This is a genomic window from Achromobacter colocynthidis (assembly GCF_057334535.1).
Map to the genome: position 1 here is coordinate 580,090 of NZ_JBHFIZ010000035.1, position 24,368 is coordinate 604,457.

Genomic DNA, 24,368 nt, shown 5'->3' on the forward strand with positions numbered 1-24,368 from the left:
GCACCAAGCCCCCCCCCGGCAAGCCCTTACCACTGGTAGCCTGCCCCGATCACCGCGCCGAAGGTGCCGCGCGTGTTGGTGGAACCGGACATCTTGTAGACCCACTTGCCATTGCCCGACACCGTCGACAAGCCCATCGCGAAGCCTTGCTGGCCGTCGTACGTGCTGCCCGCGATCGAGAACATGCCACGGCCCGGCAGATACGCTTGCGCCAGGCCCGCCACCGCCAGCGCCGTGGCCGTACCGCCGGACGCATCACGCCGATAGCGATCCATGTCGTTGCGCAGGTTCTGGAACTTGCCGTCGGTGTAGGCGTTGGACTGCTGCACCGCGCCGCCCATGCCCGCGTTGAGCTGCTGCACGTTGACGGCGTCGGTGTTCTCGACCCCGGCCGCCACATTGCTCAGCGTGACCGGCGCGCCGCCGTTGCCCAGCGTGACCCGGCTGTAGTCCACCGTGTCGGTGCCGGGTTTGGTGGCGTACTGCACCGAGCCCTGTTTGGCCGCGTTCAACTGCTGCACGTTGACCGCGTCCGTCTGCGCCGTGCCGGCCGCCACGTTGGTCACTTGCCGTTCCTTGCCGGCCGCGCCGACGGACACGACGTTCGCGCGCCCGCCATCCGAACTGCCCGCGCCCAAGGCCACCGAGTTGTCGCCGCGAGATTCCGCCGCGTTACCCAGCGCCGTACTGTCGCTGGCCGAGGCCACTGCGCCCGCGCCGCCCGCCGTAGCGTTCGCGCCGGGGGCCGTGGGCGCGGTCGTCGGGCTGGTCTGGCTCACCTGGAACATTCCGCTGCCGCCCTGAGTCAGGCCGCTATTGATCGTGGCGATCTGCTGGTCCGTATAGCGGTTGGCCTGCGTGACCGCGCCATCCAGTTGCCGCAGGTTCACGGCGTCGGTGGCGTTCTTCGCATCCCCCACATTGCTGACGGTGCGTTCGGCGCCAGCCGTTCCCACTGACACCGTGCCGGCGACGCTATTGGACGCCCCCGAGTACTTGCCGGTGTAGGCCGGCGCCGCGCCCATGTCGGCGATAGCCCCCGCGCCCAGCGCCACGTCGCCCGCTTGCAAGGCTTGCGCTCCCGAGCCCAGCGCCACCGAACTGGCCGCGGCCGCGCTGGCGCTTGCGCCCATCGCCACACTGCGATCACCCGCGGCGCTCGCCGAGGCCCCCAATGCCATCGATTGCGAGCCGCCGGCCAGCGACGACGAGCCCAAGGCAATGGCCGAATCCAGCGCCGAGCGCGCGGATGACCCGATGGCGATGCCATTGATGGCGGTGCTGTCCACTTGCGCGGCCAGCCCCATGCCGATACCCGTGTCACCGTTCACCACGGTTTCCGGGCCGACCGCGATCGCGTCCGCGCCCACTGCCAGTGAATCCACGCGGGAACTGTTCGCGTGGAAGTACTGGGTGCCCGTCACCGCCACCGACGCGATGGCGCCTTGCAACTGCCGTACCGTCACCGCGTCCTGCGCCTGCGTGCCGTCGGCCACGTTGATGATCTGGCGTTCCATGCCTGGCGCGCCTACCGAGAACGCCCCCGGCGCCACGGCGCGCTTGCCGGTGCGAACCACGGTGGCGCGATCAGAGACCGAGCCCTGGCCAATGGCGACGCCGCCATCCACGGTGACTTGCGTGTCGGCGCCCAAGGCCAGGCTGCCCGCGCCGTCGGCCTGCGCGTTGTAGCCGATGGCGGTCGCGCCCTGCCCCCTGGCATGCGCATTGCCGGGCGTCATCCCGGTGTCGTTGGTCCGCTCATAACGAGAACCCTGGCCATTGACAGCCGGATCCAACGTGCCGGTGTAGCCGTTCACCGCGCTGGCCAACTGCGCCATCGCTTCGTTGGTGGCAAACAACTGCGCGCCGTTCACGGCGTCCCAGCTGGTTGCGCTGAGCACGCCCGGCGCAACGCTGGTGATGATGCTGGGTCCGCCGATGCTTCCGTGCGCGGCCGTGTACGCACCGACACCGCCATTGGCCGTGGGGTCCCACATCAGCGCGTCCGTACCGACTTCGCCCAAGCGCGTGCTCACCTGCTGCAACTGGCGGACGTTGACGGCGTCCGTCATGTCGCTGCCCGGCGCCAGGTTGGTCAGCTTGCGCAAGCCGCCGGCAGACCCCACCGACACTTCGCCGGCCGAATCCACCGTGCCCGGCAAGCCGAAGGCGACATAAGCTGTCTGCGCGCCCACCGACGCCACCGAACCCTGGCCCAAGGCCACGTTGGCGCCGGTCAGCCCCGCCGTGATTCTGGCTCCCTGGCCCAAGGCCGTGGAATTCGCCACGCCGTTATCCGTGGCTTGATTGCCCAACACCACAGACCCCGCGCCGCTGGCCGACGCGCCGAAACCACCCGCCGCGCTATTCGCACCCGCCGCCAGGGGCTGCGCGGACGTCACCGTGGTGTCCGCCACGAATGGCCCCGATTTGCCGCTGCTGATGTGGGACACCACCGTATCCAGCCCGACAATCGCCGTACCGAGGCTGGTGTACGTGTTGCCGTTCACGGTATAGGTGGGCCCGGACACCAGGCCCGTGGTCGGGTCGTACGCCGAGCCTCCGCCCAGGCCGGCAGCCACGCTGGCGCCCAGCAACGCGGCCGAGCCCTGCAACTGCGCCACGTTCACGGCATCGGTCGCGCCGCTGCCGGCCGCCACGTTGGTGATCTTGCGCTCGGCCCCCGCTGCGCCCAGCGACACTTCACCCGCGGAGCTTTGCGCGGCGGACAGGCCGAAGGCCGCGTAGTTGCTTTGCGCGCCCAGCGTCGCGGTGGAACCCTGGCCCAACGCCACGCTCGAGCCGGTCAGGCCCGCCGTGATCGTCGCGCCCTGACCCAGCACCGTGGAGTTGGCAACGCCGTTATCCGTGGCTTGATTGCCGACAGCGGTCGATGCCGTGCCCGTTGCCGAGGCCCCGAAACCGCCGGCCGCGCTGTCCGCGCCCGACGCCACCGCCTGCGCGGTGGTGATGCTGTTGTCCGAGACGAACGGTCCGCCCTTGCCGCTGGCAATCGAGCTGACCGCTGAGTCCAGGCCACCGATGGCGCTACCCAGGTTCGAGTAGGTGGCGCCTTGGACACCGTAGCTTGGTGCCGTAAGCGTGCCAGTTGCCGGATCGAAAGCCGCTCCGCCGCCAAGGTTGGACGCCACGCTGATACCCAAGGTGCTCAGGCCCGTTGTCGCGGCGTTGGCAACGCCGGTCAGTTGCCCAACGTTGACCGCATCGGTTGCGGCGCTGCCGGCGGCAAGATTCGTGATCTTGCGTTCGGCACCCGCCGATCCCAACGACACTTCACCGCTGGAACTTTGCGCAGCCGGCAGGCCGATGGCGGAGTAGCCGGATTCAGCGCCAACTGCCGCGACTGAACCTTGGCCCAGCGCCACATTCGAACCGCTCAGGCCGGCCGTGATCGTTGCGCCTTGGCCAAGCGCCGTGGAATTGGCAACGCCGTTGTCGCTTGCCTGGTTACCAATGACAGTCGACGCCGCACCCGTCGCCGACGCACCGAAGCCGCCCGCCGACGCATCCGCGCCAGAGGCGACGGCCTGCACCGTCGTCACGCTGTTGTCCGATACGGACGGGCCGGTCTTACCGGTGCTAAGGCCGGTCACCGCCGTATCCAGGCCGCCGATCGCGCTGCCCAGATTCGAATGGGTCGTGCCTTGCACACCGTAAGTCGGCGCAGTAACCGTGCCCGTCGCCGGATCGAACGCCGATCCGCCGCCCAGATTGGACGCCACGCTGGAACCCAACGTGCTCAGCCCGGTTGTTGCGGCATTGGCAACACCCGCCAGTTGGCCCACGTTGACCGCATCGCTTGCGGCGCTGCCGGCGGCAAGATTCGTGATCTTGCGTTCGGCGCCTGCCGATCCCAGCGACACTTCGCCGCTGGAATTTTGGGCAGTCGACAGACCGAATGCGGAGTAACCGGTTTCCGAACCAACTGCCGCGACCGAGCCTTGACCCAACGCCACGTTGGAACCGGTGAGGCCCGCAGTGATGGTTGCGCCTTGGCCCAGCGCCGTGGAGTTAGCGACACCGTTGTCAGTCGCTTGATTACCAATGACCGTCGACGCCGCCCCCGCGGCCGATGCGCCGAAGCCGCCCGCCGACGCATTGGCGCCGGATGCAACCGCCTGCGCGGCCGTCACGCCGTTATCGGACACGAACGGACCGATGTCGCCGCTGCTGATGCTGCTGACCGCCGAGTCCAATCCGCTGATCGCACCGCCGACGTTTGAATACGTCGCCCCTTGCACACCGTAGGCTGGCGCAGTGACCGTGCCCGTCGCCGGATCGAACGCCGATCCGCCGCCAAGGTTGGACGCCACGCTGGAACCCAAGGTGCTCAGGCCGGTTGTTGCGGCATTGGCAACACCCGTCAGTTGGCTCACGTTGACCGCATCGCTTGCGGCGCTGCCGGCGGCAAGATTCGTGATCTTGCGTTCGGCGCCCGCCGATCCCAGCGACACTTCGCCGCTGGAAGTTTGCGCCGCCGACAGGCCGAATGCGGAGTAACCGGTTTCAGCACCGACGACAGCAACCGAGCCTTGCCCCAGCGCCACGTTGGAACCGGTGAGGCCCGCCGTGATGGTTGCGCCTTGGCCAAGCACCGTTGAGTTGGCAACGCCGTTATCCGTCGCCTGGTTACCGACGACGGTCGACGCCGCCCCCGTCGCCGACGCACCAAACCCGCCTGCCGACGCATCGGCGCCAGAGGCAATAGCTTGGGCCGCCGTCACGCTGTTGTCCGATACGAACGGGCCGGACTTGCCGCTGCTGATACTCGTCACCGCCGTGTCCAGCCCGCCGATCGCGCTGCCCAGGTTCGAGTGGGTGGTTCCCTGTACTCCGTAAGCCGGCGCAGTCACCGTGCCGTTCGCCGGATCGAACGCCGACCCGCCGCCCAGATTGGTCGCCACGCTGGAACCCAGCGTGCTCAGCCCGGTTGTTGCCGCAGTGGCTACGCCGGTCAGTTGGCCGACGTTGACCGCATCGGTCGCCGCGCTGCCTGCCGCAAGATTCGTGATCTTGCGTTCGCTACCGGCCGATCCCAGCGACACTTCGCCGCTGGAATTTTGCGGGGCCGACAGGCCGATGGCCGTGTAGCCAGTTTCAGCGCCGACTGCCGCCACCGAACCTTGACCCAACGCCACGTTCGAACCGGTCAGGCCCGCCGTGATCGTCGCGCCTTGGCCAAGCACCGTCGAGTCCGCAACGCCGTTATCCGTTGCCTGATTACCGACCACCGTCGACGCCGCACCCGTCGCCGACGCGCCGAAGCCGCCCGCCGACGCATTCCCGCCGGACGCGATCGCCTGCGCCGCCGTCACACCGTTATCGGACACGAACGGACCAGTGTCGCCGCTGCTGATGCTGCTGACCGCCGAGTCCAATCCGCTGATCGCACCGCCGACGTTTGAATACGTCGCCCCTTGCACACCGTAGGCTGGCGCAGTGACCGTACCAGTCGCCGGATCAAAAGCCGATCCGCCGCCCAGATTGGTCGCCACGCTTGAACCCAAGGTGCTCAGGCCCGTCGTCGCCGCGGTGGCGACCCCAGTCAGTTGGCCCACGTTGACCGCATCAGTCGCCGCGCTGCCTGCCGCAAGATTCGTGATCTTGCGTTCTGCACCCGCCGATCCCAACGACACTTCGCCGCTGGAATTTTGCGCGGCCGACAGGCCAATTGCCGAGTAGCCGGTTTCAGCACCGACTGCCGCCACCGCGCCTTGACCCAACGCGACGTTAGCACCCGTCAGGCCCGCCGTGATCGTTGCGCCTTGTCCAAGCACCGTCGAATCCGCAACCCCGTTATCCGTTGCCTGATTACCGACCACGGTCGACGCCGCACCCGTGGCCGACGCACCGAAGCCGCCTGCCGACGCATTGGCGCCGGAGGCAACCGCTTGCGCTGCCGTCACGCTGTTATCCGATACGAACGGACCAACAGCGCCACTGCTGATGCTGTTTACCGCCGAGTCCAGTCCACTGATCGCGCCACCGACGTTTGAATACGTCGCCCCTTGCACACCGTAGCTTGGCGCAGTCACCGTCTGGCCGATGGGATCGTACGTGGATCCCCCTCCCAGGCTGGACGCCAAGCTGGAACCCAAGGTACCCAGGCCTGACGTTGCGGCGGTAGAAACACCCGTCAGTTGCGCCACGTTGACGGCATCGGTCGGCGCGCTGCCGGCCGCCACGTTGGTGATCTGGCGCCGACCGGCAGCGGTGCCCACGGATACTTCGCCGACGGAGGTCTGCGACGCCGACAAGCCGAAGGCGGTGTAGCCGCCCTGCGCGCCCACCACGGCCGACGAATCCTGCCCCAGGACCACGTTCGAACCCGTCACGCCGGCGTCGACAAACGCGCCCTGGCCCAATATTGCCGAGCCGGCCACGCCATTGTCATTGGCCTGATTGCCGTACACCGTGGAACCCGGACCCGTGGCGATGGCGCCAAAGCCACCTGCGCTGGCGTTCGCGCCAGAGGCCACCGCTTGCGCCATGGTGACGCTGTGATCCGATACAAAGGGCCCGGCATCACCCGCCAACAGGCCGCTGATAGCGGTGTCCGCGCCGCCAAATGCCGCGCCCACATCGGTGTACGCCATGCCTTGAATGGTGTAGCTGGGCGCGCTGACCGTTCCTGCCGCGCCGTCGTAAACGGCCCCGCCGCCCAGGCGGGCCGCCATGGTGGTACCCAGGTTGGACGCCGCCCCGCTCAACTGCCCCACGTTCACGGCGTCGGTCGGCGCAAGGCCGGCCGCCACGTTCGTGATCTTGCGGCGGACGGAGGCCGAACCCACCGACACTTCGCCGCCCGAGTTCTGCGGCATGGTCAAGCCAAACGCCGTGTAGCCCGTCTGCGACCCCGTGGCCGCCTCGGAGCCTTGGCCCAGGGCAACGTTGGCTCCCGAGAGCCCCGTGGCGATGGACGCGCCCTGCCCCACGACAGTCGAGTTGGCGACCGCGTTGTCCCTGGCCTGGTTGCCCACGACGGTCGAGGCGGCGCCCGTGGCCGACGCGCCAAAGCCGCCCGCGCTGGCATTCGTGCCGGATGCCACGGCCTGCGTCGCGGTAACGCTGTTGTCCGAGACGAACGGACCCGACTCGCCCGCCACCAGATTGCTGATGGCCTCATCCGCGCTTTCCAGCGCCGCGCCGACATCGTCGTACGCCATGCCTTGCACGGTATATGACGGCGTGCTGATCGCACCTGATGCAGCGTTGTAGGTCGCGCCGCCTCCCAGGCCGGTGGCAATGCTGGAACCCAGGTTGGACGCCGCGCCGCTCAGTTGCCCCACGTTGACAGCATCTGTCAGCGCGCTGCCCGCCGCCACGTTGGTGATCTGGCGGCGGGTGGCCCCCGATCCCACCGACACCTCACCGCTGGAGTTCTGCAACGCCGCCAGGCCGAACGCGGTGTAGCCTGTCTGAGCGCCCAGCGCCGCGCTGGAGCCCTGGCCCAGCACCACGTTGGACCCCGTAAGCCCCGCGACCACCGACGCGCCTTGTCCCACAATGGTGGAGTTGGCCACCGCGTTGTCGGTGGACTGGTTGCCCAGCACCGTGGACGCCGCGCCCGTGGCCGACGACCCAAAACCGCCCGCCGCGGCGCTGGCGCCCGACGACACCGCCTGCACCGTCGTCACGCTGTTGTCCGAAACAAACGGGCCGATCTTGCCGGTCACCAGGTCGGTCACCGCCGAATCCAAACCACCCAGCGCCGTGCCCACGTTGGTGAAGGACGTGCCCTGCACGCTGTAGGTGGGGGTGCCGATGGTGCCCGAGGCGGCGGTGTAGGTCGCGCCGCCGCCCAGGTTGGTGGCGACGCTGGTGCCCAGGTTGTTCATGCCGGAGTTCGCGGCGCTGGCCACCGCCGTCATCTGCCGCACTGTCACGGCGTCATTGGAATCCGAGCCGTCGGCCACGTTCTTGATCTGGCGCTTGGCGCTGGGCGTACCGACTGATATCGCGCCAATCGCCATGTTGGCCGTGTTGTTGAAAGCAACCCCCGCGAGGGGGCCCGCCGAGCTGGGTGACACCACGCCGCTGGTCACCACGTTGGTTGCGCCTGCTGAACCCGCGCCCAGGGCTACCGCGCCCGGCACGCCCGAGGTGGCTCCAGCACCCAACGCAATGGCGTTGATCGCGGATGTCTGCGCCGCGTCGCCCAGGGCAATGGAGCCCCCGCCCGATGCCGTTGCCGTCCTGCCGATTGCCGTGGCATTCAGGCCCGCCGCGGCGGCGCTGCCGCCAATGGCGATGGCGTCCGTGCCCGTTGCCCCCGAGTTGGCCCGCGTGTTGCTGCCTACCCCCGTGACGGTGGAGTTGGCGTTGAAGTAGTTCGTCGGGGTAGGCGAAATGGCCGCCACTTGCTGCGCCACCGCGAAAAGCTGCGAGCCGTTGACGGCGTCCGTGCTGTTCGAACTGAGCAAGCCAGTAGCCACGCGCTGGATGCGGCGGGCCGAACCCGCGTCGCCCACACTGACGACACCGGTGGGCGTGCCCTGGCCGCCCCCGAAGTTGTAGGTATTGCCGCTGATGGTCGCGCTGCCGTAGGACGTCATGCCGGCCGTGCTGGTGGAAAGCGCCGCCGTGGTGGATGAGTTGCTACCCAGCGCCACCGAGTTCGCGATGTTGGTATTGGCCAGATAGCCCAAGGCCACGGTGCGATCCACCGTGACGTTGCTGCCCGCCCCGCGCCCTGCCGCCAGGTTATCGTCACCCGACACGTTCTGGCCCGCGTCCTGGCCAATGGCGGTGGTGCCTTCGCCCGTGGCCAGCGTCCCGGCGTAGGCGCCGATTGCCGTGTTCTGGCCCCGGCTTGCGAGGGTGCCCATGCCGGCGCCGCCGCCGATGAAGGTGTCTTCAAGCCCCTGGGCAATGGCCCCCCGGCCGATCGCAACCGATGAGGTGCCCGACGCGATGGCGTTGGCCCCCATCGCCACCGAGTTCGAGCCGGCGGCCGCACTTTGATAGCCAACCGTGACGCTGTTGGTGCCGCCGGTGACGCTTTGATAGCCGATGGCCACTGCCTGCCCCGCCGTGGCGGCGGCCTGATAGCCCAACGCGATGGTGCTGCCCGAGGTGGCCAATGAGCCCGAGCCGATGGCGATGGACGCCAGCCCGGACGCCGTGTTCAGGTCACCGATGGCGACCGCGCCTTGCCCTGTCGCCGGGTTGGTGTTGCCGATGGAGACGGCGCCACGGCCGGCCGCATTCGACGAAAAGCCGGCCCCAAACGCCCCGTTGCCGCCGCTGGACTGCGAGCCCGAGCCCAAGGCCACCGCCCCGGGCGTTACCGCCGAGTTGGTATTGCCGATGGCCACGGCGCCTGCTGCCGTCGCCGTGTTGTCGGCGCCCACGGCAACCGCGCCGGTGCCGGTGGCGATGTTGGGGTCGCCGATGGCCACCGCGCCATCCCCCGTGGCGGTCTGTTGCCGTCCAATGGCCACCGCGCCGCCCGTTGCCGTGGCGGCGTTGGCAGCGGTACCCGACGAACCAATCGCCACGTTCTGGCCGGTGGCGTTGGATCGGGCCCCGTCGCCCACCGCGACGCCGAACGCGCCGATGGCGCGCGCATCGCGCCCGATGGCGATGCCCGATGTTGCCGCCGCCGTCACCGACGACTGCCCGCCTATCGCCACGGCGTTGATGGCCGCCGCCGACGCGCCGCTGGTTGAGTTGCCGCCCAGCCCCACGGCGCCCGCCGCGGTAGCACGCGCGCCATTGCCCGCGGCCAACGAACTGCCGCCGCTGGCCAGCGCGTTATTGCCCAAGGCCGTGTCGTTGATAGGCGCCCCCACCAAAGCGCCGGCAACGGCGCTGGAACCTATTGCCAATGAATTCTGGTTCAGGGCCTGCGCATTGATACCCCCGGCAAACGCCGAAATTCCACGCGCTTCGGCGGAGGATCCCACCGCCACCGCGCCCGTCGCCGTCGCTGTTGACGACACGCCGATAGACACCGCGTTACCGGCGGACGTGCTGGACAATTGGCCCAATGCAATAGAGCTGTTGCCGGCCGACGTTGAGTTCTGTCCCAGGGCCACGGAACTGGCCCCCAGTGCCGACGCGCCCGTGCCGAACGCCGACGAACTGTTGCCTGACGCGGAAGCGCCCTGGCCCACCGCCGTGGCGCTGGTGTTCGAAGCGGACGCCGATGCGCCCACCGCCAGCGTGTTGTTGGCGCTTGCCGAGGCGCCCGAGCCGAAGGCCGTGGCGCCAATGCCGCTGGCCGTTGTCGACGAACCCACGCCCGTCGCGTTGTTGCCGGTCACGATGGCCAGGCGGCCCACGGCGACCGAGTTGGTACCGGTGGCAACCGACGCGTCGCCAATCGCCACGCTGACGTTCGTTGCCGTAGCGCCGAATCCGCCGCCAATTGCAATGGAATTTGCATCGACCGAGGCCGGCGTCAAACCGCCGGTGGTGATGGGGTTGACGATGATTCCCTGGATGGCGGTGCCCGCCCAGGCCGTGCCCCCCAACGCCGCGGCCAACATCAATGGCGCCGCGATTCCCCCGGCCCTGCGCAACGCGGCTTGCCGCGCCCCTCGATTGGATTTCCCGCGAGTTTTCGTCAATTCAGACACAGCTACCCACGCACCGGTAATCCGGCTCCACACGAGGTTATAGATTTTATTCACGGCCACTCTCCATTGACGAATTTTTCAACCCGCAACCAGTCATGCGACGCTGATTCTATTTAGTAAGAATCAGAGGACTTTTTCCCATCAAATTCAGACATTTGTGTCAGGAATCCTAGTGAATGCGATTATTCCGAAATGTGTTTTGTCGCAATCCCGTGAAACCCAGTATGAATGTCGTCTGATTAATCAGATGACTGAACTGAATTGCAGTGAAGCGCACAGAGCGCCCATGGAAAAAAGAGCCCCTGCACGCGGATGCGCAAGGGCCTGGAGATAATCGAGAGAGTGTTGTGGTGCATCGCTGTAGCGCCACAAGGCGGAGCGAAAAGCACGCTTATTCCAGCACGCCGCAACGCGATACCGAAAAGGATTCGGCAAGCGAAGCGCTTGAAATCTTATTTATCTGAAAATGCAAAAACCGAGTTTTTATTGTCGTACTAGTATTGGTTTTCGTCTTAAGTCTGATATTTCAGCGGCGTCATTATTTAATGACGCTATTGTCATTCGTTATCGAAATATCAGACCTGCATTCTGGGCGGCGCGCTTTCAGCCCACCCCAAGCGCGTCACACAAAAAGTCAGCCACGCGCGCGGGATCATTCAAGGGCAGACAAGGCAAGGCGGTGTCCAACGGCGCATCAGTCACCACCGCCAGAAAGCCGGTGTCTTCCGCATGCAGCGGCGGCTTGCCCAGCGCCGGGCGGTACACCTCGATGCGCGCAATCGCCGCATGCTTGAAGCCTTCCACCAGCACCAGATCAGCAGGCGACAACCGCGCCACTTGTTCTTCCAGCGTCGGCTCGGGTGTGTCGCGCAGTTCGTGCACGATGGCGTAGCGGAACGGCGAGGCCACCATCACTTCCTGCGCGCCCGCCAGCCGGAAGCGCGCGCTGTCCTTGCCCGGCGGCTCCATCTGAAAATCGTGGTGGCTGTGCTTGATGACATTGACGCGCAGGCCACGCGCCGCGAGCAGGGGCAGCATCGCCTCGATCAGGGTCGTCTTGCCGCTGCCGGACCGGCCGGCGATACCAAAAACTGGGCTCATGCATGCTCCGATAACAAGGGACTTTCCGGGACAAAAGCGTATCGGGCAAACGCGCGTCCGCCCGCGGCGAGTATGCCAGCAAAGACTCGGCGTTCTGGCCATCTGCCCGCTTTCGGGAGGCGGCCCCGGGGGCATCCAGGACAGGACTGCCTTGCGTTTGCGCTGGATCAACCGTGGAGCTTGGTCGTCCGCCCGGGTCAGGTTTAATATGCATTTTCAATACATCTTAAAGTCATCATAGAGCGTTCAACGCCGCCATGCCTCCACTGCCAAACATCGCCCCGTCCGCCCCGGCCCCGCGCCGCCCTCGTCCGCAATGGCGCGCCTTCACTGAAATGGGATTCAGGCCGCTGTACCTGGCGGGCTGCTTCTGGGCGCTGGCGTCCGTATGGCTGTGGGTGCACGCCCCCGCGCGCATCACCGGCGTGTTGGGCGGCGTGTTCTGGCATGCGCACGAAATGCTGTGGGGCTTTGTGGCCACCATCTCGGTGGGCTTTCTGCTGACTGCCGGCGCCAACTGGACCGGCAAGAATCCGCTGCGTGGCAACGCCTTGGCCATGCTGTGCCTGCTTTGGCTGGTGGCGCGCGTGGCGTATCTGGTGCCGGGCCAGCCTGCGTTCTTGATCGCCGGCCTGGCGGACACGGGCTTTTTCGTGTGGGGCGCCGCCGCCTTGGCGCGCGTCGTCTGGCTGAGCAGCAACCGGCGCAATGCGGGCGTGCCTGTTTTGCTGCTGGGGTTGGCCGCTACCAACGCGCTGTATCTGTGGGCCGCCGTTCAAGGCGACTACATGGCGCTGATGCGTTACTTCAATGCGGGCCTGCTGTGCATGGCAGTGCTGACGCTCTTGATCGCCCGCCGCGTGCTGCCGTTTTTTGCCCAACGCGCCGTGGCTGGCCTGAACATTCCCGCGCACACACGCAGCGGCCAATGGCAACTGGCAAGCGGCCTGGCCGCGATTACCTGCCTGCTGGCCGGCCTGCCGAATCTGGCCGCGGCGGCGCTAGCCGCAACCGGGCTGATCGCGCTGGTGCAATGGCTGTCGTGGAAACCTTGGGCCGTGCGGCGCGTGCCGCTGCTGTGGGTGCTGTATGCGGGGTATTTCGGCTTGGGCGTCGGCCTGCTGGTGGGTGCGGCGTATTTGGCTAGTCCTTTAGCCATGCCCTTGACCAATCCCTTAGCCATTCCTTTGGTTAATCCGGTAGACAGCCCCTGGATGGGGATCGTGATCCGGCCCGCCTGGCCCGCCCACGTCATCGGGGTAGCCGGTTTTTCGGTGCTGATCCTGGGCATGGTGACGCGCACGGCGCTGGGCCACCTGGGGCGGCCTTTGCAAACCGACCGCGCCATGGTCGCCAGTTTTGTCCTGATGATTCTGGCGGCGCTGCTGCGGCTGGCCGCCTTGTTGCCGACCGCCGCCTCCACCGGCTTGCTGCATGCCGCCACGCTCGCCTGGGTGCTGGCGCTGGGCTTGTACCTGTGGCGCTTCTTTCCGCTGATGATTCGCCCGCGCGCCGACGCCGCCAAGACGGCAGCGCCGGTCATCCGCGTGGAAGCGGTGGCGCGGACCCGGTCTTAGTCTCGACCTTCCCGGCGCTCAATCGCCGCGACTTCGCGGCGCATCGCCTTGAGCCAGGACTTGAGCGATGCCTCGTCGGCAAACTGCATGACCTCGTGCTCGAGCTCGCCGATGTATTCCTGGATGTCTTCGATGTCAGCATCCAACTCTTCCAGCACCGTCTCCGGGTCGAACGACGCGAAGGGGTCCAGGTCGTAGCGCAGCTTGAAACCCTCTTCCGCATAGCTGGCCTGGTGCAGCACTTCGTCCAGTTGGGCTTGCAGCGTGGCGTTCGCGGCGGGCAGGCCGTCATCGGCCACCTCGCCCACCGGCGCCAGGTCCGGCGTGCCTTGCTGGCGACGCGCCTGTTCTTCGTCCTGCATCGCCTGCCACGCCGCCGCGTTCGGAGTCGTGTTGCGCAGCGCGGCGCGGGCCAGGGCCAGCAGTTCTTCGGCCTCGTCGTCCTCGAATTGGTCTTGGATGATGCGCAGCAGCTGGGTGGGCGTGAACGTGGACAGATCGGTGTCCGGGTCCAGTTCCAGCGCCTCGATCAGTTCGGCCTTGGCATCTTCGGTTTCATCAGCGGCGGCCTCGTCGTAGTCGGCGCCGTTGTGCTTCTTATATAGGGTCTTCAGGCGCTCGGCATCGCAACCGGCCGGCAGCTCGCCCTTGGCGTCCAGCAGCAGCAGTTCCGCCGAAAACTCGGTGATCAGTTCCGACACGAACTCGCGTTCGGCCTTGGACAAGCCCATGTTCTTGTGCGCGTGGTCAAAGCACAGCACCAGCTTCATGCGCAGTTCGTGCAGCTTTTTTTCAAGCGGCGCAAGGCCTTCGGTGTACTTGCGCCGGTACTCGTCTTCCACCGCGTGCCACTGCTGCAAGCGGGCCTGTTCCGTCTCAAGCCGGGCTTGTAGACGCTCGAATAACTGACGCGGGGTTTCTAGAGAATGCTCGCCCATGACCTGCTCCTTGCAAACCGGCTGATGAAAGTAGCCGCCACTCTAAACCATTCGCGCAAACCCCTCTTGAAATTCGAAGTCAATAACGCTAATCATTATTATTAATATAGAATCACCGCTGTCCGCAACACCCCAGATTGGCAGCCCCGATGTCTCTGCCCCCCATTGCGGGCCCTGCCCCCTCACGCAAACGATTGATCCTGACCGCCGCCGCCCTGTTGCTGGCCGTGCTGGTCGGCATCGGTTATTGGCTGGCGGGCGCCAAGGGCCCCAGCACTCCACCGCCGCCTCAGTACGGGCAGATTCCCGTTGCCGTCGCCGTGGCGGCCGCGCGCATCGGCCCATTGCAACGCGACCTGCATGCCTTGGGCACCATCACGCCGCTGTCCCAGGTGGTGCTGCGCAGCCAGGTCGACGGCGAACTGATGCGCGTGCATTACACCGAAGGCCAGGCCGTGGCGCGTGGCCAACTGCTGGCCGAGATTGACGCCCGCCCGTATCAGACCGCGCTGGCGTCGGCCGAAGGCGAGCTGGCCCGCACCCAGGCGCTGCTGGACAACGCCCAGGCCGACCTGCAGCGCTACCGCAAGCTGGCGCGCCAGGAATCGGTGGCGGGGCAGCAACTGGACACCGCCGAAGCCCAGGTGCGCGCCTACACCGCGCAACGCGAACTGAACCGCGCGCGGGTCGCCGACGCCAAGCGGCTGCTTGGCTTGACCCGCATCGTTGCTCCGCAGGATGGCCGCATCGGTTTGCGCCGGGTGGACGCCGGCAACCATGTGCGCGCCGATGACGCCAATGGCTTGACCACGCTGGTGCAGACCACGCCCATATCCGCCCTCTTCAGCATTTCGGAAACGCGGCTGGACGTACTGCGCCAGGCGCAGGCCAAGACCGCCGAGCTGCGCGTGCAAGCCTGGGACGCCGACGACCGCCGCATCCTGGCCGAAGGCACGCTGGAAGCGCTGGACAACCGCATCCAGACCGGCAGCGGCACCGTGCGCTTGCGCGCCCGCTTCGACAATGCCGATGAATCCCTGTTTCCCAATCAGTTCGTGAACATCCGCCTGGCCGTGGTGCAGCAGGACAACGTCGTCACCATTCCGTCGGCCGCCGTGCAGTACGGGTCGGAAGGCGCGTTTGTCTTTGTCATCGGCGACGACGCCCGCGCCACCCGCCGCGTGCTGCAACTGGGTCCGGCCAATGCCGGCCAGATCGTCGTGGAAGCGGGCCTGGCCCCGGCCGAGCGCGTTGTCGTCGAAGGCGTGGACCGCCTGCATGACGGCCGCAACGTCCAGATCGTAGAACCCCTGACTTGAACCGCGCATGAGCCTGTCACGCCCCTTCATTCTGCGTCCGGTGGCGACGTCCTTCCTGATGATCGCCCTGCTGCTGTCGGGCATCCTGGCGTGGCGCATGCTGCCCGTGGCCGCGCTGCCGCAGGTGGACTACCCCATCATTCAGGTCACCACGCAGTATCCCGGGGCCAGTCCCACCGTGACGGCGCGCGCGGTCACGGCGCCGCTGGAGCGCCGCTTTGGGCAGATACCGGGCTTGAAGCAGATGTCGTCCACCAGCGGCAGCGGCATCTCGGTGATCACCTTGCAGTTTTCGTTGGATGTCTCGCTGGGCGTGGCCGAGCAGGAAGTGCAGGCGGCCATCAGCGCCAGCGGCTCGCTGCTGCCGTCCGACTTGCCCACCCCGCCCGTGTACCGCAAGGTCAACCCGGCCGACGTGCCCATCCTGACGCTGGCGGTGACCTCTGATTCGTTGCCGCTGCCCACGGTGTACGACCTGGTCGACACCCGCATGACGCAGCGCCTGTCGCAGTTGTCCGGCGTGGGCATGGTGAGTCTGGCCGGCGGCCAACGGCCCGCCGTGCGCGTGCAGGTCAACCCGATGGCGCTGGCCGCGCGCGGGCTGCAATTGTCCGACGTGCAGGACGCCATCGCCAAGGCGAACTCGAACCAGCCCAAGGGCAGCTTCGACGGGCCGGTGCGCTCGGTCATCATGGACGCGAACGACCAACTGCGAAGCGCCGACGAATACCGCGAACTGATCGTGGCCTGGAAGAACGGCGCGCCGGTGCGGCTGGGCCAGGTCGCCACCATTGAAGACGGCGCCGAAGACCGCTACCTGGCCGCTTGGGTCGACAAGCAGCCCGCCGTGCTGGTCAACATCCAGCGCCAGCCGGGCGCCAACGTGATCGCCGTGGCGGACCAGGTAAAGGCCTTGCTGCCCCAGCTGACCGCCAGCCTGCCGGCCGCCGCGCAGGTCCGCATCCTGACCGACCGCACCGAGAGCATTCGCGCGTCGGTGCGTGGCGTGCAATGGGAACTGGTGTTTGCCGTGGGCCTGGTGGTGCTGGTCACCTTTCTGTTCCTGCGCAACCTGCCCGCCACGCTGATTCCCAGCCTGGCCGTGCCGCTGTCCTTGATCGGCACCTTCGGCTTCATGCACCTGGCGGGCTTTTCCACCAACAACCTGACCTTGATGGCACTGACCATCGGCGCGGGCTTCGTGGTGGACGACGCCATCGTCATGCTGGAGAACATTGCGCGGTATCGCGAACAGGGGCACAGCCCGATGGCCGCCGCGCTGAAAGGCGCCGGGCAGATCGGCTTCACGCTTGTGTCGCTGACCTTGTCCTTGATTGCCGTGCTGATCCCGCTGCTGTTCATGGAAGACGTAGTGGGCCGCTTGTTCCGCGAATTCGCCATCACACTGGCGGTGGCCATCCTGATATCGCTGGCGGTGTCGCTGACGCTTACGCCGATGATGTGCGCGCGCATGTTGCCCGCGCATGTGGCATCCGACAAACCCGGCTTCCTGGACCGCGTCCAGGCGCGCTACGCGGGCTGGCTGGACGTGACGCTGCGCCACCAGCGCCTGACGCTGCTGGTCATGGTGGCTACCGTGGTGTTGACCGGGCTGCTGTACCTGGCCGTGCCCAAGGGCTTCTTTCCGGTGCAGGACGGCGGCGTGCTGCAAGGCGTGACGCAGTCCGCGCAAAGCACCTCGTTCGAGGCCATGTCGCGGCGCCAGCAAGCCGTGGCGGAAAGCCTGCTGGCCGACCCGGACGTGCAAAGCCTGTCGTCCTTCATCGGCATCGACGCCATGAACACCACGCTGAACACGGGCCGTTTGCTGATCAACCTGAAGCCCTGGAGCGAGCGCAGCGCGCCGCTGGCGGACGTGATGGCGCGGCTGGACGAACGCGCGCGCCAGGTCCACGGCATCTCGCTGTTCTTGCAGCCGGTGCAGGAACTGAACATCGAAGACCGCGTCAGCCGTGGCCAATATCAATTCACCCTGACCTCGCCCGACAGCGCGTTACTGGCGCAATGGAGCCAGGCGCTGATGCAGCGGCTGGCCCGATCCCCCGCGTTGGCCGAGGTCTCGTCCGACCTGCAAGGCAATGGCCGCCAAGCCTATCTGCAAGTGTCGCGCGACACGGCGGCGCGCCTGGGCGTGACGATGGACGATGTGGTGCAGGCGCTATACAACGCCTTTGGCCAGCGCCAGGTGGCCACGCTGTTCACGCAGTCGAACCAGTACCGCGTGGTGCTGGAAGTGGACCGCAAGCTGGCGCTCAGCCCCGACGCGCTGGAACGTATCCACCTGCAAACCGAAGACGGGCAGGCGATTCCGCTGTCGGCCCTGGCCACCGTCAGCGAACGCGCCGTGCCGTTGGCCATCAACCATCTGTCGCAGTTTCCGGCGGTGAACCTGTCGTTCAACCTGCCGCCCGGCGGCTCGCTGGGCGAGGCCATTGCCGCCATCGACGCCGCCAAAGCCGACATCGCCATGCCGCCCAGCGTGGAACTGCGCCTGCAAGGCGCGGCGTCGGCATTCCAGGCCTCGCTGTCCAACACGCTGTGGCTGATGCTGGCGGCGGTGGTCACGATGTATCTGGTGCTGGGCATGCTGTATGAAAGCGCCATCCATCCCGTCACCATTCTGTCGACGCTGCCGTCGGCTACCGTCGGCGCGCTGCTGGCGCTGCTGATCACGGGACGGCCGCTAGACCTGATTGCCGTCATCGGCATCATCCTGCTGATCGGGCTGGTGAAAAAGAACGGCATCATGATGGTGGACTTTGCGCTGGAAGCCGAGCGCTCGCGCGGCCTGGCGCCGCTAGACGCCATCCGCGAAGCCGCGCTGCTGCGCCTGCGGCCTATCTTGATGACCACGCTGGCCGCGCTGTTCGGCGCGCTGCCGCTGATGCTGGCAACCGGCTCGGGCGCCGAACTGCGTCAGCCGCTGGGCTGGGTCATGGTGGGCGGGCTGCTGGTCAGCCAGGTGCTGACGCTGTTCACCACGCCCGCCGTTTATCTGTTCTTTCACCGGCTGGGCCAGCGGCGCGGCAACGTGGCGAACACGCCGGCAAAGGCTGACGGGCCGCAGCCATGATCCGCGCGCTGCTGCATCGCCCCATCGCCTGCATCTTCCTGGCCTTGGCGCTGACCTTGTTGGGCGCGGTGGCGTGGCGCCTGCTGCCCGTTGCCCCCTTGCCGCAGGTGGATTTCCCCACGATTGAGGTGCGCGCCGAGCTTCCCGGCGCCAGCCCGGAAAGCATGGCCAGCACCGTGGCCGCGCCGCTTGAGCGCGCCTTGGGCAGCATCGCCGGCGTCAGCGCCATGACCTCGTCCAGCAACCAGGGCGCCACCCGCGTGCAGTTGCAGTTTGAACTGGACCGCGACATCAACGAAGCCGCCCGCGACGTTCAAGCCGCCATCAATGCGTCACGCGGCGATCTGCCCGCGGGCATGCCGCAGAACCCCAGCTACCGCAAGGTCAACCCGTCACAAGCACCCATCATGGCGCTGGCGCTCAGTTCGGCCACGCGCCCCGCCGGCCAGCTTTATGACTTGGGGTCGACAGTGCTGGCGCAAAAGCTGTCGCAGATCAATGGCGTGGGCGAAGTCACGATGGGCGGCAGTTCGCTGCCCGCCGTGCGCGTGCAGGTCAACCCCAACGCCCTGGCGCACTACGGCGTGGCGCTGGACGATGTGCGCAACGCCATCGCCGATGCCGCGCCCATGCGCCCGCTGGGCCAATTGGATTCAGCCGGCCAGCGCTGGGAAGTGGGCACGCCCGAACAGCCGCGCACCGCCCCGGAATACGGCAGCCTGATCGTGCGCCATGAAGACGGCGCGGTGATCCGCCTGTCGCAAGTGGCGCGCGTCAGCGATTCCGTCGAAAACCGCTACAGCAGCGGTTTTCATAACCAGAACCCTGCCGTGGTGCTGACCATCAGCCGCCAGACCGGCGCAAACATCATTGAAACCATCGGCGCCATCAACGACGCCCTGCCCGGCCTGCGCGCGCTGATGCCCGCCGACGTGGACCTGACCGTGGCGCTGGACCGCTCGCCCGGCATCAACGCCACCCTGCGCGAAGCCCACATCACGCTGGGGCTGGCGACCGGGCTGGTCATTCTGGTGGTCTGGCTGTTCCTGGGCAACGCGCGCGCGGCGGCCATCCCCAGCGTGGCGATTCCGGTGTGCCTGATCGCCACCTTCGCCGTCATGCACGCCTGGGGGTTTTCGCTGAACAACCTGTCGCTGATGGCGCTGATCGTGGCCGCCGGGCTGGTGGTGGATGACGCCATCGTGGTTCTGGAGAACATTTCACGCCACATCGAACGCGGCCTGTCGCCCACCAAGGCCGCGCTGCGCGGCGTGCGCGAAGTGGGCTTCACGCTGGTGGCGATGACGGTGGCGCTGAGCGTGGTCTTCGTTTCCATCCTGTTCATGGGCGGGCTGGTGGAGCGCCTGTTCCGCGAGTTCTCTATCACGCTGGTCGCGGCCACGGTGATATCGCTGGTGGTGTCGGCGGCCATCATCCCGGCCTTGTGCGCGCGCTGGTTGAAGCCAGCCGCCCATCCCGACCCCACCGCCCCCAACGCCGCCCCACCGCGCCCTTCCCGCATGCAGACCGCCTTTGCGCGCGTGCATGATTGGTACGGCAGGTCGCTCGCCCGCGTGCTGGGCCATGCGCGCCTGACTTTGGTGCTGCTGGCCGCCGTGGTCGGCCTGAACGTGTATCTGTACATCGACGCGCCCAAGGGCTTTCTGCCTGTGCAAGACACCGGCCAACTGATGGGCTTCGTGCGGGGCGATGACGGCTTTTCGTTCCAGGTGATGCAGCCCAAGATCGACCAGTACCGCCAACTGGTGTTGAAGCACCCCGCCGTGCAAGACGTCATCGGCTACAACGGCGGCAACCTGGGCATCAGCAATTCGCTGTTTTTGATTCGGCTCAAACCCGTTGCCGAACGGGGGAAATCGTCCACCGAGGTCATCAACTGGCTGCGCACCAACGCCCCCGCCGTACCTGGCGGCATGTTCTTCCTGAACGTCGATCAAGACTTGCGCATGCCCGGCGGCTTCGGCAATTCCGGCGACCACGAATTGGCCATCATGGCCAGCGACGTGCCCACGCTGCGGCAATGGTCACGCAAGATCTCCAAGGCCATGCAGGAGATCCCGGAACTGCGCGACGTGGATGCCGAAGGCGACGGCGCCACGCAGCAAGTCGTCATCAACATCGACCGCAGCGCCGCGCAACGGCTGGGCGTGGACATGAACACGATCAGCAGCGTCTTGAGCAATTCGTTCAGCCAACGGCAGGTGGCGACGATGTACGACGCCATGAACCAGTACCGCGTGGTGCTGGAGCTGGACCCGCGTTACACCGAAGACCCCGAGGTGTTGGAACAGGTGCAGGTGGTGGCGGCCGACGGCACGCGCATTCCGCTGACCGCCTTCGCCACTTATGAAAACGGCCTGGTCAACGACCGCGTCTTTCACGACGGCCTGTTCGCCGCCGTGGGCGTAGGCTTTTCACTGGCGCCCGGCGTGTCGCTGGAACAGGGCCTGGCCGCCATCGACGCCACGCTGGCCAGCCTGATGGTGCCGTCCACCATCCAGACGCGCCTGGGCGGCGACGCCCGCAACTTCCAGCAAAGCCTGCAAGACCAGCCCTGGCTGATCCTGGCCGTGCTGATCGCCATCTACCTGGTGCTGGGCATTCTGTACGAAAGCCCCCTGCACCCGCTGACCATCCTGTCGACCCTGCCGTCTGCCGGTGTGGGCGCGCTGCTGGCCTTGCGCCTCGCCAACATCGAATTCACGCTGATCGCGCTGCTGGGCCTGTTCCTGCTGGTGGGCATCGTGATGAAGAACGCCATCCTGATGATCGACTTCGCCCTCAGCCTGGAACGCCGCGAAGGTCTGACCCCCGAACAAGCCATCCACCGCGCCGCCATGCTGCGCCTGCGCCCCATCGTCATGACCAACCTGGCCGGCCTGCTGGGCGCGTTGCCCCTGGTGCTGGGCATGGGCGAAGGCTCGGAACTGCGCCGCCCCCTGGGCATCGCCATCGTGGGCGGCCTGATGATCAGCCAGTTCTTGACGCTGTATACGACGCCGATTGTTTATTTGGCGTTGGAAAGGCTGCGGTTGAAGGTGGGGGGGGTGGGGCGCGCTACTCCGGCCACCTCGGTGCAGCCGTCAAACGATCAGCCATGAACGCCAAAAACTCTCGCGCCAGCAGCGGCAGGGTTCTGCCCTGCAAGGTCAGGACCTGGATGCTTCGTTGCCGCATTTCCGGATTGCTGAACGGCACCGCCGCAAGCTCGCCTTCGACACCCAGTTGCCCCATCAGCGTCAGGTAGCCGGACAGCGCAACGATCTGGCTGCCCGGCAGCATGGGCAGGAACGCGGCGGAATGGTTCGACACGTAGGCCGGTTCAATGTGCAGGCCGGCGTTGGCGCAGGCGGCGTCGAACAGTTGCCGCACCGTGGTGCCCTGGTCGCCCAGTGAAAGCGGAAAGTTCACCAGGTCGCGCATGCTGACGCTGCGGCGGCCGGCCAGCGGGTGCTTGCGGCACATCACCGCGTAGACGGGCGCGCGGGTCAGCAGTTCTGTTTTCAGGCGGTCGTCCTGCGCCGTGGTGTAGCGCAGGGCCATCTGCGCCAGGCCTTCCAGGATGTGGCGGCTGACCTCTTCCGGGCGTTCCACGTGCAGATGGAAACGTGTCTCGGGCCGCATGCGCTTGAACTCGGCCATGCAAAGCGGCAGGAAGTGATGCGCGAAGCCTTCGGTGCACGCCAGCCGGATCGTGACGTCGCCCACGTGGCTGCGCTGGCGGATTTCGGTGGTGACGCGCTCGGCCTCCAGGGCCGCCGCGTTGGCATAGGCGGCCAGCTGGCGCCCCGCTTCGCTCAGTTCCATGCCGCGCGCCTGGCGTTCGAACAGCGCAATGCCCAGCCCGTCTTCCAGTTTGGCGATCTGGCGGCTGACGGCGGAGGCCGCCACATGCTGCGCCGCCGCCGCGCCCGCGATCGAGCCGCAGCGGGCCACCTCCAGAAAATACCGTAGACCCAGTGAAATCATGCTGCCTTCCCCCTCATGTCGATCCCAATCAAGCTGTTTTTCATGCCATGCCTAAAAGGCAATTCAAAGGTGCCAATTATCTAATTGTGGCATGCACCAAGGCGTAATAACTTTGTGCCTTCTTTTGCAACCTTGCGTCTCGAGAGCCGCCGTGAACCGCGAACAAGCCGTCCTCCAAGCCGTTGAAGCCTTCGACAATGGCACCCTTGAATCCACGCTGGCGCGCCGCGTCGCCTATGCCACGGAAAGCGAGGTGCCGGACCAGGCGCCCACCCAGCACGCCTATCTGAACCAGGACCTGATTCCGACGCTGACCGAGTTGGGCTTCACCTGTGAGGTGCATGCCAACCCCGCCGGTGTCGACCTGCCCATTCTGGTTGCGCGCCGCGTGGAACAAGCAGGGTTGCCGACCGTGTTGATGTACGGCCATGGCGATGTGGTGCGCGGCAATGCCGCCAAATGGGAAGCCGGGCGCGACCCGTGGCGGCTGCAAGTGGACGGCGACCGCTGGTATGGACGCGGCACCGCCGACAACAAGGGCCAGCATTCCATCAACCTGGAAGCCCTGCGGCACGTGATCGCGGCGCGCGGCGGCAAGCTGGGCTTCAACGCCACCTGGCTGATCGAAACCGGCGAGGAAGCCGGCTCGCCCGGGTTGGCCGCGTTCTGCGAGGCGCAGCGCGATGCCCTGGCCGCCGACGTTTTCATCGCCAGCGACGGCCCGCGCCTGCATGCGGCACGCCCCACCCTGTTCATGGGCTCGCGCGGTGCGGTGAACTTTGAACTGTCGTTACGCGCCCGCGAACGCGGCTATCACTCGGGCAACTGGGGCGGCTTGCTGGCCAACCCGGCCATCGTGCTGATGCACGCCATCGGCTCGATGGTGGACGCGCAAGGCCGCATCACCGTGCCGGGATTGCGCCCGCCCCCCATCCCCGCCGCCGTGGCCGACGCCTTGGCCGACCTGGACGGGGGCGGCGGCGAAGACGACCCCGAGATCAACCACTGGTGGGGCGAGCCCGGCCTGTCCGCGCCTGAAAAAGTATTTGGCTGGAACAGCTTGGATGTGCTGACCTTTGGCGCGGGCGACCCCGCCAAGCCGGTGAACGCGATTCCGCCAGAGGCCGTGGCGTGGTGCCAACTGCGTTTTGTAGTCGGCACCGATTGGCGCGCGCTGGAAACCCATGTGCGCGAACACCTGCGCCAAGGCGGCTTTGAAGACGTGCAAGTGCGCATCGGCATGCAGGGCGGCGCAACCCGTCTATCGCCCGACAACGCGTGGGTGCGCTGGGCCGCCGCGTCGCTGGAACGCACCACCGGCAAGCGCCCCGCGCTGCTGCCGAACCTGGGCGGTTCGCTGCCCAATGAAATTTTTGCCGACCTGCTGGGCCTGCCCACGCTGTGGGTGCCGCATTCCTACCCCGCCTGCGCGCAGCACGCGCCCAATGAACATCTGCTGGGCAGCGTGGCGCGCGAAGGGCTGGCCATCATGGCGGGCCTGTACTGGGATTTGGGCGATCAAGGCCAAACCCTGCGCCAGATCGCGGGCGCCACGGCGGCGTGACCGCATTCCGATTTTTTTCTGACTGACCGAGAGCGTTGCAATGACCGCTAGATTTTGTGCCGCCGTGATGGCGTTCAACCTTGCCGTCGCCGCCTATGCGGGCGAGGCCCACGCCGCCTATCCCGAGCAGGCGATCAAGATCGTTGTGCCCTTCACGCCCGGCGGGGGACCGATGCGGTGG

9 protein-coding genes and 1 pseudogene are annotated in these 24,368 nt (G+C 66.8%); 5 read left to right on the forward strand and 5 right to left on the reverse strand.

Annotation, left to right across the window (positions count from 1 at the left end):
- Positions 1–26: 26 nt before the first annotated feature.
- From ACE04A_RS18340 to mobB, 3 genes and pseudogenes are all read right to left on the reverse strand, one after another.
- Positions 27–10,514 carry a hypothetical protein gene (locus ACE04A_RS18340; RefSeq protein ID WP_485820398.1) on the reverse strand — a complete coding sequence of 3,496 codons (10,488 nt, stop codon included), beginning with the start codon at positions 10,512–10,514 and terminating at the stop codon, positions 27–29.
- A gap of 15 nt (positions 10,515–10,529) precedes the next feature.
- Positions 10,530–10,664: pseudogene (locus ACE04A_RS18345) on the reverse strand (ESPR domain-containing protein); the annotation flags it as partial.
- A 543-nt stretch (positions 10,665–11,207) separates the two neighbouring features.
- The gene (gene mobB, locus ACE04A_RS18350; RefSeq protein ID WP_279997303.1) at positions 11,208–11,705 is read right to left on the reverse strand and encodes a molybdopterin-guanine dinucleotide biosynthesis protein B; all 498 of its coding nucleotides are present in this window, start codon (positions 11,703–11,705) and stop codon (positions 11,208–11,210) included.
- A 257-nt stretch (positions 11,706–11,962) separates the two neighbouring features.
- On the opposite strand from mobB, the gene ACE04A_RS18355 reads away from it, so the two are divergent.
- Positions 11,963–13,282, forward strand: coding sequence for an NnrS family protein (locus ACE04A_RS18355; RefSeq protein ID WP_448718999.1), 1,320 nt, complete (start codon positions 11,963–11,965; stop codon positions 13,280–13,282).
- On the opposite strand, the gene ACE04A_RS18360 is transcribed toward ACE04A_RS18355, so the two are convergent.
- Positions 13,279–14,220 carry a molecular chaperone DnaJ gene (locus tag ACE04A_RS18360; protein ID WP_448719000.1) on the reverse strand — a complete coding sequence of 314 codons (942 nt, stop codon included), beginning with the start codon at positions 14,218–14,220 and terminating at the stop codon, positions 13,279–13,281. The two genes, ACE04A_RS18355 and ACE04A_RS18360, sit on opposite strands and share 4 nt — an antisense overlap.
- Before the next feature lie 149 nt (positions 14,221–14,369).
- On the opposite strand from ACE04A_RS18360, the gene ACE04A_RS18365 reads away from it, so the two are divergent.
- From ACE04A_RS18365 to ACE04A_RS18375, 3 genes are read left to right on the forward strand one after another with little or no spacing between them, the layout of a single operon-like run.
- On the forward strand, positions 14,370–15,539 hold the full coding sequence (locus ACE04A_RS18365) for an efflux RND transporter periplasmic adaptor subunit (protein WP_448719001.1): 1,170 nt from the start codon (positions 14,370–14,372) through the stop codon (positions 15,537–15,539).
- A gap of 7 nt (positions 15,540–15,546) precedes the next feature.
- Positions 15,547–18,633, forward strand: coding sequence for a multidrug efflux RND transporter permease subunit (locus tag ACE04A_RS18370; RefSeq protein WP_485820378.1), 3,087 nt, complete (start codon positions 15,547–15,549; stop codon positions 18,631–18,633).
- Positions 18,630–21,755 (forward strand): efflux RND transporter permease subunit, encoded by a 3,126-nt coding sequence (locus ACE04A_RS18375; protein WP_448719003.1) that lies wholly within the window; start codon positions 18,630–18,632, stop codon positions 21,753–21,755. The genes ACE04A_RS18370 and ACE04A_RS18375 overlap by 4 nt, the downstream gene beginning before the upstream one ends.
- On the opposite strand, the gene ACE04A_RS18380 is transcribed toward ACE04A_RS18375, so the two are convergent.
- Positions 21,712–22,623, reverse strand: a complete 912-nt coding sequence (locus ACE04A_RS18380; protein WP_448719004.1) for a LysR family transcriptional regulator — start codon at positions 22,621–22,623, stop codon at positions 21,712–21,714. The genes ACE04A_RS18375 and ACE04A_RS18380 overlap by 44 nt on opposite strands.
- Positions 22,624–22,774: 151 nt before the next feature.
- On the opposite strand from ACE04A_RS18380, the gene ACE04A_RS18385 reads away from it, so the two are divergent.
- Positions 22,775–24,187, forward strand: coding sequence for a M20 family metallopeptidase (locus tag ACE04A_RS18385; RefSeq protein ID WP_485820379.1), 1,413 nt, complete (start codon positions 22,775–22,777; stop codon positions 24,185–24,187).
- Positions 24,188–24,368 lie beyond the last annotated feature (181 nt).